General features: G+C 39.6%; 19 protein-coding genes. 16 read left to right on the top strand and 3 right to left on the bottom strand.

Annotation, left to right across the window (positions count from 1 at the left end; translation table 11 throughout):
• Window positions 1–97 precede the first annotated feature (97 nt).
• From QM941_RS07135 to galE, 4 genes are all read left to right on the top strand, one after another.
• Window positions 98–775: a tRNA (adenine(22)-N(1))-methyltransferase gene (locus QM941_RS07135; RefSeq protein ID WP_414339948.1), complete on the top strand. Its 678-nt coding sequence runs from the start codon at window positions 98–100 to the stop codon at window positions 773–775.
• On the top strand, window positions 762–1559 hold the full coding sequence (locus QM941_RS07130; protein ID WP_414339947.1) for a Nif3-like dinuclear metal center hexameric protein: 798 nt from the start codon (window positions 762–764) through the stop codon (window positions 1557–1559). Before QM941_RS07135 ends, QM941_RS07130 begins: the two co-directional genes overlap by 14 nt.
• A gap of 15 nt (window positions 1560–1574) precedes the next feature.
• A complete protein-coding gene (locus QM941_RS07125) occupies window positions 1575–2669 on the top strand; it encodes an NAD(P)/FAD-dependent oxidoreductase (RefSeq protein ID WP_414339946.1) in 1095 nt (364 codons plus the stop codon).
• Window positions 2670–2778: 109 nt separating this feature from the next.
• Complete coding sequence (gene galE / locus QM941_RS07120) at window positions 2779–3798, top strand: UDP-glucose 4-epimerase GalE (RefSeq protein WP_414339945.1); 1020 nt, start codon at window positions 2779–2781, stop codon at window positions 3796–3798.
• A gap of 212 nt (window positions 3799–4010) precedes the next feature.
• On the opposite strand, the gene QM941_RS07115 is transcribed toward galE, so the two are convergent.
• Window positions 4011–4208, bottom strand: coding sequence for a ferredoxin (locus QM941_RS07115; protein ID WP_414339944.1), 198 nt, complete (start codon window positions 4206–4208; stop codon window positions 4011–4013).
• Window positions 4209–4253: 45 nt separating this feature from the next.
• Between QM941_RS07115 and QM941_RS07110 the strand changes: the two genes are divergently transcribed.
• From QM941_RS07110 to pdxT, 6 genes are all read left to right on the top strand, one after another.
• Window positions 4254–4742 (top strand): SAG1386/EF1546 family surface-associated protein, encoded by a 489-nt coding sequence (locus tag QM941_RS07110; RefSeq protein ID WP_414339943.1) that lies wholly within the window; start codon window positions 4254–4256, stop codon window positions 4740–4742.
• An 8-nt stretch (window positions 4743–4750) separates the two neighbouring features.
• Complete coding sequence (cmk, locus tag QM941_RS07105) at window positions 4751–5422, top strand: (d)CMP kinase (protein ID WP_414339942.1); 672 nt, start codon at window positions 4751–4753, stop codon at window positions 5420–5422.
• Window positions 5423–5558: 136 nt separating this feature from the next.
• Window positions 5559–5897: a zinc ribbon domain-containing protein YjdM gene (locus QM941_RS07100; protein ID WP_414339941.1), complete on the top strand. Its 339-nt coding sequence runs from the start codon at window positions 5559–5561 to the stop codon at window positions 5895–5897.
• Between the two features lie 2 nt (window positions 5898–5899).
• Window positions 5900–6532: a Pr6Pr family membrane protein gene (locus QM941_RS07095; protein WP_414339940.1), complete on the top strand. Its 633-nt coding sequence runs from the start codon at window positions 5900–5902 to the stop codon at window positions 6530–6532.
• Window positions 6533–6670: 138 nt separating this feature from the next.
• A complete protein-coding gene (gene pdxS, locus QM941_RS07090) occupies window positions 6671–7546 on the top strand; it encodes a pyridoxal 5'-phosphate synthase lyase subunit PdxS (RefSeq protein WP_004253907.1) in 876 nt (291 codons plus the stop codon).
• Window positions 7547–8119: a pyridoxal 5'-phosphate synthase glutaminase subunit PdxT gene (gene pdxT / locus QM941_RS07085; protein WP_414339939.1), complete on the top strand. Its 573-nt coding sequence runs from the start codon at window positions 7547–7549 to the stop codon at window positions 8117–8119.
• Between the two features lie 33 nt (window positions 8120–8152).
• Here pdxT and trhA read toward each other — a convergent pair whose 3' ends face one another.
• Together trhA and QM941_RS07075 are read right to left on the bottom strand one after the other, a co-directional pair.
• Complete coding sequence (trhA, locus tag QM941_RS07080) at window positions 8153–8800, bottom strand: PAQR family membrane homeostasis protein TrhA (protein WP_414339938.1); 648 nt, start codon at window positions 8798–8800, stop codon at window positions 8153–8155.
• Window positions 8801–8814: 14 nt separating this feature from the next.
• The gene (locus QM941_RS07075; RefSeq protein ID WP_414339937.1) at window positions 8815–9243 is read right to left on the bottom strand and encodes a DUF1836 domain-containing protein; all 429 of its coding nucleotides are present in this window, start codon (window positions 9241–9243) and stop codon (window positions 8815–8817) included.
• Window positions 9244–9376: 133 nt separating this feature from the next.
• Here QM941_RS07075 and QM941_RS07070 point away from each other — a divergent pair, with 133 nt between their 5' ends.
• The 6 genes from QM941_RS07070 to QM941_RS07045 all read left to right on the top strand — a co-directional run bounded on the left by QM941_RS07070 (window position 9377) and on the right by QM941_RS07045 (window position 12754).
• A complete protein-coding gene (locus tag QM941_RS07070) occupies window positions 9377–9877 on the top strand; it encodes an N-acetyltransferase family protein (protein ID WP_414340074.1) in 501 nt (166 codons plus the stop codon).
• Window positions 9870–10382: a methylated-DNA--[protein]-cysteine S-methyltransferase gene (locus tag QM941_RS07065; RefSeq protein WP_414339936.1), complete on the top strand. Its 513-nt coding sequence runs from the start codon at window positions 9870–9872 to the stop codon at window positions 10380–10382. The genes QM941_RS07070 and QM941_RS07065 overlap by 8 nt, the downstream gene beginning before the upstream one ends.
• 11 nt (window positions 10383–10393) lie before the next feature.
• Window positions 10394–10750, top strand: a complete 357-nt coding sequence (locus QM941_RS07060; protein WP_045615511.1) for a Spx/MgsR family RNA polymerase-binding regulatory protein — start codon at window positions 10394–10396, stop codon at window positions 10748–10750.
• A 156-nt stretch (window positions 10751–10906) separates the two neighbouring features.
• Window positions 10907–11707 (top strand): amino acid ABC transporter permease, encoded by an 801-nt coding sequence (locus tag QM941_RS07055; RefSeq protein WP_414339935.1) that lies wholly within the window; start codon window positions 10907–10909, stop codon window positions 11705–11707.
• Window positions 11707–12450 carry an amino acid ABC transporter ATP-binding protein gene (locus tag QM941_RS07050; protein ID WP_414339934.1) on the top strand — a complete coding sequence of 248 codons (744 nt, stop codon included), beginning with the start codon at window positions 11707–11709 and terminating at the stop codon, window positions 12448–12450. Before QM941_RS07055 ends, QM941_RS07050 begins: the two co-directional genes overlap by 1 nt.
• 79 nt (window positions 12451–12529) lie before the next feature.
• On the top strand, window positions 12530–12754 hold the full coding sequence (locus QM941_RS07045) for a DUF4059 family protein (RefSeq protein ID WP_414339933.1): 225 nt from the start codon (window positions 12530–12532) through the stop codon (window positions 12752–12754).
• Window positions 12755–12759: the final 5 nt, after the last annotated feature.

The following is a 12759-nucleotide window of genomic DNA, read 5'->3' as shown; positions in this document are numbered from 1 at the left end:
CAAGACTGCAATCCTTTGATTGCGGTCTTTTTTGCTAAAGATTGAAGCTTAAAATATGGTATAATAAGAGTTAAAGTTACGTTGAAAGTGAGAGAAGATGATTTCAAAAAGATTGAGTATAGTAGCTTCTTTTGTTCCTCAAGGAGCTATTTTATTAGATGTGGGGAGTGACCACGCTTATCTACCCATTGAGTTGGTAGAAAGTGGAAAAATTGAACGTGCCATAGCTGGTGAAGTGGTAGTAGGTCCCTATCAATCTGCCGTAAAAAATGTTGAAACCCACGGCTTGGTAGATAAAATTCAAGTTAGATTAGCTAATGGCTTAGCAGCCTTTGAGGAAACTGACCAAGTATCAACTATTACCATCGCAGGGATGGGGGGGCGCTTAATCGCTACTATATTGGAAGAAGGTTTGGACAAGCTATCTAGTGTGAATCGCTTGATTCTTCAACCCAACAATCGCGAAGATGAGTTGCGGGTTTGGCTACAAGCCCACGGTTTCCAGATTGTTGCTGAGAGTATCCTAGAGGAAGCAGGAAAATATTATGAAATCATAGTTGTTGAAGCTGGGACCATGAACCTATCAGCTAGTGAAGTTCGTTTTGGGCCTTTCCTATCACAAGAAGCTAGTCCAGTATTTGTAGAAAAATGGCAAAAAGAAGCTGGGAAACTAGAGTATGCACTCGATCAAATCCCAGAAAAAAATCTGGCGGAGCGTCAGATTCTGATTGATAAAATTCAAGCAATTAAGGAGGTTCTCCATGCAAGCAAGTGAAGTGATTAAACGCTATGAAGCCTTTTGCCCCCAGGAATTTTCAATGGAAGGAGATAGTCGGGGACTGCAAATAGGTACCTTAGACAAGGATATTAAAAGGGTTATGGTTGCCCTTGATATTCGTGAGGAAACAGTGACTGAAGCTATTGAAAAAGATGTGGATCTTATTATCGTCAAACACGCGCCTATCTTCCGTCCTATCAAGGACTTGGTAGCCAGCCGTCCCCAAAATCAGATTTACATTGATTTGATTAAGCATGATATAGCAGTCTACGTCAGTCACACCAATATTGATATTGTTGAAAATGGCCTCAATGACTGGTTCTGCCAGATGTTAGGTATTGAGAATACAACTTATCTGCAGGAAACAGGTCCTGAACGAGGCATTGGGCGTATCGGAAGTATCCGACCTCAAACCTTTGAAACATTTGCTAGTCGGGTTAAGGAAGTCTTTGCCCTTGATAGTCTGCGGATGGTCCATTATCAAGAGAGTGATTTGAAAAAAGAAATTTCTAGAGTTGCCATTTGTGGTGGAAGTGGTCAATCATTCTATCAAGATGCTTTAGCTAAAGGAGTTCATGTCTATATCACTGGTGATATTTATTACCATACTGCTCAGGACATGCTATCAGATGGCCTGTTAGCTCTGGACCCTGGGCATTATATTGAAATTCTCTTTGTTCAAAAAATAGCAGCGCTCTTGAACGAATGGCAGAAAGAAAATGCTTGGTCGCTAGAAGTTATCGCAAGTCAAGCGTCCACAAATCCATTCCACCACATCTAGTTAGAAGGTGTAAGTATGAAAAAAGTTGCCATTGTAGGGGCAGGAATTGTAGGGGCAACGGCTGCCTACTATCTTTCAAAAGAAGTTGATGTGGAAGTAACTGTCTTTGACCATGGACTAGGACAGGCGACCAAGGCGGCAGCGGGAATCATCAGTCCCTGGTTTTCTAAACGTCGTAATAAAGCTTGGTACAAGATGGCACGCTTGGGAGCAGACTTCTATGTGGATTTATTAGCTGACTTAGAGAAATCCGGTCAAAAAGTTGATTTTTACCAGCGTTCAGGAGTCTTTCTTCTTAAAAAAGATGAATCCAAACTAGAGGAATTCTATAAACTAGCCTTGCAACGTAAAGATGAATCTCCCTTGATTGGGGAATTAGCCATTTTAGATCAAGCGACTGCAAGTAACTTATTTCCTGGTCTAGAGGGATTTGAGAGATTACTTTATGCTTCTGGTGGAGCTCGGGTGGATGGGCAAGTCTTGGTGTCACGTCTACTAGAAGCGAGTCAAGTTAAAGTAGTTAGCGAAAAGGTCAGTCTGACACCCTTAGCATTGGGTTACCAGATTGGCGATAGTGTATACGATTATGTAATTTTAGCGACTGGAGCATGGTTGAGTCAAATTTTGGAACCACTAGGCTATCAGGTAGATGTCCGTCCACAAAAGGGACAACTGCGAGACTATCAAGTAAGCCAAGATATGGCTGACTTTCCAGTTGTGATGCCTGAAGGTGAATGGGATTTGATTCCTTTTGCTGGTGGTAAATTATCCTTAGGTGCTACTCATGAAAATGACAAAGGATTTGATCTGACGGTCGATGAAAATTTGCTCCATCAAATGGTAGAAGCAGTCTTGCCTAACTATCCAGTATTGGCAGAAGCAGTTTCTGCTGGGGAACGTGTTGGAATCCGAGCCTATACCAGTGATTTCTCTCCATTCTTTGGACAGGTTCCAGGTCTGACAGGAGTTTATGCAGCAAGTGGATTGGGCTCATCGGGTCTTACAACTGGTCCACTTATTGGTTATCATTTGGCTGAATTAATTCAAGGAAGAACTGGAAAGCTAGAGCCAAATGATTACCCGATTGATAAATATGTTAAACAAAAATAGGGAAAGATTTGCTTTTACTTCCTTTTTACGAAGATATTGGGATTGCAAATGACATCCCCTTGTAAAAATGGTAAAATAGGAAAAACAAGTAAAGAATTGAGGAAAAAATATGCAAGAAAAGATTTTGGTAACAGGTGGTGCAGGATTTATCGGTACTCACACTGTCATTGAACTGGTCCAAGCTGGTCATCAAGTTGTTGTCGTAGATAACTTAGTCAACAGTAGCCGTAAAAGCCTAGAAGTAGTAGAAAGAATCACCGGAGTAGAGATTCCTTTTTATGAAGCTGATATCCGAGACACGGATACGCTTCGTGATATTTTCAAACAGGAAGAACCTACAGGAGTCATCCATTTTGCAGGTTTGAAGGCAGTTGGTGAGTCAACACGTATCCCACTTGCCTACTATGATAACAACATTGCTGGTACAGTGAGCCTTTTGAAAGCAATGGAAGAAAATAACTGCAAGAATATCATCTTCAGTTCTTCAGCGACAGTGTACGGAGATCCTCATACTGTCCCAATCCTAGAAGATTTCCCACTTTCAGCTACCAACCCATATGGTCGTACTAAGCTCATGTTGGAAGAAATCTTAACAGATATCTATAAAGCAGATTCAGAGTGGAACGTTGTTTTACTGCGTTACTTCAACCCAATCGGTGCCCATGAGAGCGGTGATTTGGGTGAAAATCCAAACGGTATTCCAAATAACCTTCTTCCATATGTAACACAAGTCGCAGTTGGTAAGTTGGAACAAGTTCAAGTCTTTGGAGATGATTACGATACAGAAGATGGAACAGGTGTTCGTGACTATATCCACGTCGTTGATTTAGCCAAAGGACACGTTGCAGCCCTTAAGAAGCTTCAAAAAGGCTCAGGACTCAATATCTATAACCTTGGTACAGGAAAAGGCTACTCAGTTCTTGAAATTATCCAAAATATGGAAAAAGCAGTCGGACACCCAATTCCTTACCGCATTGTTGAACGCCGTCCTGGTGATATCGCAGCTTGCTACTCAGACCCAGCAAAAGCTAAGGAAGAACTAGGATGGGAAGCAGGACTTGGTATTACTGAAATGTGTGAAGATGCATGGCGTTGGCAAAGTCAACATCCAAATGGTTTTGAAGACTAGAATCCTGAAAACAAGATGAAAAAAAGAGGAAGAATCTCCTCTTTTTTTGGTTTTTGGTTCACTAGAAGAAAAAGCAACTCTTTCTTTTAAGGGGCAAGAAAGTCTAAAGAAAAATTGATAAATTGTCTCTCAAAATACTATAATTTTCTAGAAAAATATGCTAAACTAGAGGGAGTGGAATAAAGACAGTGTTTCTCCACAAATAATAAGAATTAATCTTTAATTAGTGCACGTGTAGGGCAGTTTTTAACAGCCTCTAGTAGGTCATCAGTTATAGAAACTTCTTTCTCTAACTGGTCAGGATTATCATAAAAACGGACGATTCCATTATCATGGTAATCGAATATTTCAGAATAAGTCTGGCATAGCCCACAAGCTATGCAACGTTCAGGTATAAGTGTGATTTTCATATTTATATTGTAATAAGAAAATAAGAAAAACTCAAGGAGTAGGGTATGGAAAAAGAACCATGGCAAGAAGATATTTATGAAAATCAAGAAGAAGAGACAAGAACAGAGCGTCGAAATCGCAATAAAAAAGGAACGGGAGTTATCGCAAACCGTATTTTAACAATTTTGGCAGCCATTTTCTTTGTAATTGTTCTTGGGATGATTGTTGTATTGGTTTATTTATCATCAGGAGGTAGTGATCGAACAGCATCTTTGAAAGATTTCTATGATGCTTCAGCTCCAAAAGTTGAGGAAGTTACTACGACTACTAGTACATCAGTGACAGAAACTACTGTTGCCGAGACTACTGAAAAAACGCGTACAGAAGAACATACCGATGCCGAAGGAACAATTACTGTTTTAGCGGGAGAAGGGGAAGCAGCTATTGCAGCTCGTGCTGGAATCTCTATTGCTCAGCTTGAAGCTTTAAATCCTTCTCATATGTCTACGGGATCTTGGTTTGCAAATCCTGGTGATGTTCTTAAAACAAGATAGGAGCAAAGATGAAAACAATTCAGATTGCGATTGATGGTCCGGCTTCAAGTGGAAAAAGTACTGTAGCTAAAATAATTGCTAAGGACTTAGGTTATACCTATCTAGACACAGGGGCTATGTATCGAGCGGCAACCTACATTGCCTTGCAGCACCAAATTAGTCCAGAAGAAGCTTCTCAAGTTCTTGATTTATTGGATCAATATCCGATTAGTTTTGGGCGTTCTGAGGATGGACAACAGCTTGTCTATGTAGGAGATGTGGATGTCAGCCATCCTATTAGAGAAAATACTGTGACCAATGCAGTTTCTTCTTTTGCAGCAGTTCCTGCAGTTCGTGAAAAATTGGTCGCTCTCCAACAAGAAATTGCTCAACAAGGTGGCATTGTTATGGACGGGCGCGATATCGGTACTGTAGTTTTACCAAAGGCTGAACTGAAAATTTTTCTCGTGGCATCAGTGGACGAGCGTGCAGAACGTCGTTACAAGGAAAATCTTGCTAAGGGCATTGAAACTGATTTGGAAACCTTGAAAGAGGAGATTGCGGCGCGTGATTACAAGGATAGTCATCGAGCTACGTCACCACTCAAACAAGCTGAAGACGCTATTTACTTGGATACAACTGGACTGAGCATTCAAGAGGTTGTTGACAAGATTAAGCTAGAAGCTCAAAAACATTTATAATCAGAATTTATAACTGATTAACCAAAATCTTGGTTAATCGGTTTTTATTGCTATTTGTCAAATGTCTGATTTTAAGGTATAATAGGTCCTGTTAATAAAATTTGACATTCAAACAATCATTTTTTTAGGAGATAATATGAATAATTTACCAAATTGCCCAAAATGTAATTCAGAATATGTATATGAAGATGGTACCTTGCTCATCTGCCCAGAGTGTGCCTACGAGTGGAATCCAGCTGACCAAGCGGAAGTAGAAGATGGTGTCGTCGCTATTGATGCTAATGGTAATAAATTAGCTGATGGAGACACAGTAACTTTAATCAAAGATCTAAAGGTTAAGGGTGCTCCAAAAGATCTCAAACAAGGGACACGTGTTAAGAATATTCGTATCGTTGAGGGTGACCATAACATCGACTGTAAGATTGATGGGTTTGGAGCTATGAAGCTAAAATCAGAATTTGTGAAGAAGATTTAATCATGATTAAAAATGAAAAAGTAATATTTTATAGTCGTATCTTTTTATTTATAGCAGCCTTTACCGGTGTATACTTGGAGATCACCAAACGCGGTGGTTTAGGGATGTTGCTTTACTATACAGTACTTTCTAACCTTTTGGTTGTACTTTTTACAGCTTATCTTTTGTTAAAGATGCGTAGTGGAGGTGATAGTTGGCAGAGTCCTGGTATTCTACGTCTCAAAGGTGGCGTCACTATGAGTATTATGATTACTTGTGTCATCTATCATTTCATGCTAGCTCCTTTGACGACAGATTTTTACCGTTTGGAAAATTTCCTTTGCCATTATATTGTCCCTCTCTGGTTTTTAGCAGATACAATTATTTTTGATAAGAGTCGTCAATATAAGTTAGTTGATCCCATGCTTTGGACTAGCCTTCCTTTGCTTTATATGATTTTTGCCCTTTTAAACGGTTTTGTTCTAAAGATGGATGTCCCTAATGCTAAGGATAGTCCCTTCCCTTATTTCTTTTTAAATGCTACAAAACATGGTTGGGGCTTTGTCTTTAAATGGGCAGCAACTATCTTTGTTGCTTATATGATTTCAGGATATCTATTTTATCTAGTGAAAAGCATTAAAAGATCAAAGAAATAAAAAGTACCCCTATGCGGGTGCTTTTTTTGTTAGTGATAATTGTACCCGGACAAATCGATTTATTTTATCTTGTTATGAAGTCTTTTATACCTTACAATAAAACTGTAGCTACCAATACAACTATTGAGGATGAAAAAAATGACTGAAAATCGTTATGAATTAAATAAGAATTTAGCACAGATGCTTAAGGGTGGCGTCATCATGGATGTTCAAAATCCTGAACAGGCAAGAATTGCTGAGGCTGCAGGTGCGGCAGCAGTTATGGCTTTGGAACGAATCCCAGCTGATATTCGTGCAGCGGGTGGTGTCTCTCGCATGAGTGATCCAAAGATGATTAAGGAAATCCAAGAAGCAGTCAGCATTCCAGTTATGGCTAAGGTTCGAATTGGGCATTTTGTTGAAGCTCAGATTTTAGAAGCTATCGAGATTGACTATATTGATGAGAGCGAAGTTCTATCTCCAGCTGACGATCGTTTCCATGTGGACAAGAAAGAATTTCAAGTTCCTTTTGTTTGTGGTGCTAAAGACCTAGGAGAAGCCTTGCGCCGTATCGCTGAAGGAGCTTCTATGATCCGTACAAAAGGAGAACCAGGAACAGGAGATATTGTTCAGGCGGTTCGTCATATGCGTATGATGAATCAAGAAATCCGCCGCATTCAAAACCTCCGTGAGGACGAGTTATATGTTGCTGCAAAAGAACTCCAAGTACCTGTAGAATTAGTTCAATATGTCCACGAAAATGGAAAATTACCAGTTGTTAACTTTGCAGCTGGAGGCGTTGCAACACCAGCGGACGCTGCTCTTATGATGCAGCTAGGTGCAGAAGGTGTGTTTGTTGGCTCAGGAATTTTCAAGTCAGGTGATCCTGTTAAACGTGCAGCAGCAATTGTCAAGGCTGTTACCAACTATCAGAATCCTCAAATTCTGGCTCAAATCTCGGAAGACTTGGGAGAAGCCATGGTTGGTATCAATGAGAATGAAATCCAAATTCTCATGGCGGAGCGAGGAAAATAGATGAAAATCGGAATCTTGGCCTTGCAAGGTGCCTTTGTAGAACACGAGAAAATGCTTGCTCAACTAGGAGTTGAAAGTATTGAACTGCGAAACCTAGAAGATTTTCAGCAACATCGAAGTGAGCTATCAGGTTTGATTTTGCCAGGAGGTGAGTCAACGGCCATGGGGAAACTGTTGCGAGATCAGCAGATGCTACTTCCTATAAGAGAGGCTATTCTCAATGGTTTACCAGTCTTTGGAACTTGTGCGGGTTTAATTTTGCTAGCAAAACAAATCACTTCTCAAGAGAAAATCCATCTAGCGACCATGGATATAGTAGTAGAGCGCAATGCCTATGGACGTCAGCTAGGAAGCTTTTATACAGAAGCTGACTGCAAGGGCGTTGGTAAAATTCCAATGACCTTTATCCGAGGTCCAATTATCAGTAGTGTTGCTGAGGATGTTGATGTTCTAGCGATTGTGAACAATCAAATCGTTGCGGCACAAGAAAAAAATATGCTGGTAACCTCCTTTCATCCTGAATTGACAAATGATCTTCGTCTGCATCAGTACTTTATCAATTTGTGTAAATAAAAAAAGAGGTTGGGATTTTTCCCACCTTCTTTTTTACATGTAATAAACAATAGCAATGTATTGGAGAGTAGAGGCTGCTAGAATGAAGAGATGCCAAATCATGTGGAAGTATGGTTTTTTCTTGGCGTAGAATCCTGCTCCTACGGTGTAACACAGACCTCCTGAAACCATAAGACTCCAAAACATTGAACTTGTCTGACTGATGATTGCTGGTAAGATAGCCAATACAAGCCATCCCATGATGAGGTAAAGGATGAGGCTGAATTTTTCATTGACCTTCTTGGCAAAGATTTTATAAAGAATACCGAAAATAGTTGTCCCCCATTGGATAGCAATAATGAGATAACCAAACCAATTATTCATCAGGGTTAAAACCACCGGGGTATAGGAACCTGCGATGGCAACATAAATCATGGAGTGATCGATGATACGGAGCACATACTTATGTGTTGACCCATAGGCCATGGAATGATAAATGGTAGAAGAAAGAAACATGAGAAAAAGACTGATGATGAAAATGGAGACACCGATAGATGATAAGAGACCATGTACCTCATAACTATAAGTTGATGAAATGGGAAGTAGAATGAGCATGATAAAGGCCCCTACAGCATGGGTTACACTGTTGGCAACTTCCTCTCCGAAACTGAGTCTTTTACTAAGTTTTAAGCTGGTATTCATTGATTTTCCTCCTTCTATTCCGTCTTAATGAGAGCCAAAGTTTGATGATAGAGTTTAATAGTTTGACAACTACTTTGAATAATGGAATTTTCTGGGTCAATCCCTTCGTTCATATAGTTTACAAAAGCGTTATAGAGTTGCTCTGAGTTAGTCTCAGTTTGCAGAGTATTGAGTGTTTGAGCAATCTCTTGAATAGAAAAGACAGACTTAAGCGTTGTAATGGCGATCAAGCGGGCAATTTGCTGGCGTTGGTATTTTTTCTTATCAGGTTTTGTCAGGTAGCCGTGTTTCACATAGTTATTGACCATAGAAGCAGTTAGGCCTTTGTCAGATTTTGATGAGATAGGTTCACATACTTTATTGACATAAAGTAAGACTTGGTCTAGGTAAAGGTCGATATTTGGAATTTCTTCCCATTTTGGGTAGGAAAAACTAAAATTCATTTCTAACTCCTTTTTATCTAGTTTTAATAACTAGATTATAGAATAACAAAAATAGAAAGTCAAGTTTCAAGTGCTTGTAGAAAGAAATAATTTATGCTATGATGAGAGAAATAGTATGAAAAGAGGATGAATGATGGAGATTCGCTTAGCCTTTCCAAACGAAGTTGATGCAATTATGCAAGTGATTGAGGGAGCCAAGAAATATTTGGCAGAAGCTGGTAGCACTCAGTGGCAAAACGGCTACCCAGATGCAGATATCATTATTGAAGATATCATCTCTGGTCAAGCTTATGTAGCCCTAGACGAAGGTGACCTCTTAGCCTATGCAGCAGTGACTAAAAGCCCAGAAAAAGCTTATGAAGCAATTTATGATGGCAACTGGGAGGGAAATGAAGCAGAATACTTAGTATTTCACCGTATTGCTGTTGCTAGAGACGCGCAAGGTCAAGGTGTTGCTCAGACCTTTTTAGAAGGCTTGATTGAAGGCTTCGATTACCTAGATTTTCGTTCAGATACACACGCTAAAAACATAGCCATGCAGCATATCTTTGAAAAACTTGGATTCAAACAGGTTGGTAAAGTTCCAGTAGACGGGGAACGCTTGGCCTATCAAAAATTAAAATCAAATGCCTAAGAAGTATGCAAAGATACTATACAAGTCACCGATTGGCCCCCTATCTCTGGTAGCAGATGACCACTATTTGTTTGGGATATGGATTGAAGAAGAGAGCGATTTTGAGAAGGGATTATCTGAAAATGATGTGACTGTTGTTGAAAGTCATCCCATTTTAAATCAAATTACTTCCTATTTAGAGACTTATTTTAAGGGGCAAGATCAAGACTTATCTGGATTACCTTTAGCTCCTGTCGGTAGTGACTTTGAAAAAAGAGTCTGGAACTACTTGCGAGGAATTCCTTTTGGTCAGACAGTTACTTATGGGCAAATAGCTAAGGACTTGCAGGTGGCTTCTGCTCAAGCAGTCGGAGGAGCAGTAGGTCGCAATCCCTGGTCTATCCTTGTACCTTGTCACCGTGTGCTAGGTGCTGGAGGACGTCTGACAGGTTATGCTTGGGGACTCGAAAAGAAGGCTTGGCTCTTGAGGCATGAAGGTGCAAGTTATCAAGAAAATAAAAAATAGAAAGAGAAAAAATGTTAGAATTTATCGAATATCCAAAATGTACAACTTGTAAAAAAGCTAAGAAAGAATTAGATCAACTTGGACTAGAATATAAAGACGTTCATATCGTTGAAGAGACTCCGAGTGAAAAGGTCATTTTAAACTGGCTCGAAACTTCGGGATTTGAATTGAAGCAATTTTTCAATACTAGTGGTATCAAATATCGTGAACTCGGATTGAAAGATAAGGTTGGAACATTGTCAAACAAAGAAGCAGCCAAACTCTTGGCCAGTGATGGTATGCTGTTAAAACGTCCAATACTAGTTGAAAATGGTCTTGTAAAACAAATTGGCTACCGTAAGACATACAAGGACTTGGATTTGAATTAGTTTTTTTCTATCTCCTTGATAGATAAAATATATAACCTCCCACTTTTAAAGTATGATAAACTAGAAGGTAGATGAAGTCTGATATGCTCGTAGCAAATATTTTTAATTAGAGCATAAGTATGATAGAATGAATCATTATCTTGAGAGGATGTTTCTATGAATGTTACAACGATTTTAGCATCTGATTGGTATCAAAATTTGATGCAATATATCCCAGATGGCAAACTTTTTAGTTGGCGTTCGGTTTTTGATGGGATTCCAAGAATTGTACAGCAATTACCTACAACATTGATGTTGACGGTATTTGGTGCCCTTTTTGGTATCATGCTAGCCCTAATCTTTGCTATCGTGAAAATCAACCGAGTTAGATTTATATACCCATTACAAGCCTTTTTTGTTAGTTTCCTAAAAGGAACCCCAATTTTAGTCCAACTGATGTTGACTTATTACGGGATTCCACTAGCTCTGAAAGCCTTGAATCAACAATGGGGAACTTCTCTGAACATTAATGCTATTCCTGCAGCAACATTTGCGATTGTAGCATTTGCTTTTAACGAAGCAGCCTATGCTAGTGAAACCATCCGTGCAGCTATCCTTTCAGTCAACCCTGGGGAGATTGAGGCAGCTCGAAGTCTTGGCATGACTCGTGGACAAGTTTATCGTCGAGTGATCATTCCAAATGCGGCGGTTGTGGCAACACCAACCTTGATTAATTCTTTAATAGGGTTGACAAAAGGAACTTCTCTAGCCTTTAGTGCAGGTGTTGTAGAAGTCTTTGCTCAAGCTCAGATTTTGGGTGGTGCAGACTATCGTTACTTTGAACGTTTCATCTCAGTTGCCCTTGTCTACTGGGTGGTAAATATCGTTATTGAAAATCTTGGCCGTTTCATTGAAAGAAAAATGGCTATTACAGCACCAGATAATGTTGAGACAGATGTGAAAGGAGAGCTTCGCTAATGATTAAAATTTCAAATTTAAGCAAATCCTTTTCAGGTCAAACCGTTTTAGACCATCTGAACTTAGATATTCAAAAAGGAGAAGTCGTTGCCTTGATTGGTTCTTCAGGGGCTGGGAAATCAACTTTTTTACGTAGTCTCAACTACCTTGAAACTCCTGATAGTGGTTCTATTCAGATTGATGATTTTGCAGTTGATTTTTCAAAGATTAGTCAAGAGGAAATCTTGACTCTACGTCGTAAATTATCCATGGTTTTCCAGCAGTTCAACCTATTTGAACGTAGAACTGCTCTGGATAATGTCAAGGAAGGTTTGCTTGTCGTTAAGAAATTATCCGATGGAGAAGCAACTAAAATTGCCAAGGAAGAACTAGCCAAGGTTGGATTGTCTGACCGTGAGCAACATTATCCACGTCATTTATCAGGTGGTCAAAAACAAAGGGTTGCCTTGGCGCGTGCCCTAGCTATGAAGCCAGATGTCTTACTCTTAGATGAACCAACGTCAGCTCTCGACCCTGAATTGGTCGGTGAAGTTGAGAAGTCCATTGCTGATGCAGCCAAATCTGGTCAGACTATGATTTTAGTCAGTCACGATATGTCTTTTGTTTCTCAGGTAGCTGATAAGGTTTTGTTTTTGGACAAAGGAAAAATCATTGAATCAGGAACACCAGATGAAATTATCAATCATCCTAAAGAAGAACGAACAAAAGAATTCTTTGCTAGTTACAAACGGACCTATATTTGATATAATAGAAGATAAGAAAAACTCAGTTGGCCAAGCTAGCTGGGTTTAGTCTTTAAAATTGTTAGAAATGAGAGAGAGCATGCTCCTACAAATATTTGCCTTGTATCTGGAGAGTTTAGTTATCACAATGCTACTTGTTTTGCTCGGCTTAGGTTTTTGGATCGGTCTAAGAGCTCTTGTAGGTGTTGATAAAACAGCCAAGGCTCGTCAAGCCCACTTGTATGATATGATCATGATTGGAGTTTTGATAGTTCCAGTATTATCCTTTGCGACAATGAGCATCTTGATTGTCCTAAAGGCTTGATACTT

This window comes from Streptococcus timonensis, assembly GCF_047460355.1.
GTDB lineage: Bacteria > Bacillota > Bacilli > Lactobacillales > Streptococcaceae > Streptococcus > Streptococcus timonensis_A.
Note: the sequence above shows the minus strand (reverse complement) of the source record. Positions and strands in the feature narration are given on the sequence as shown.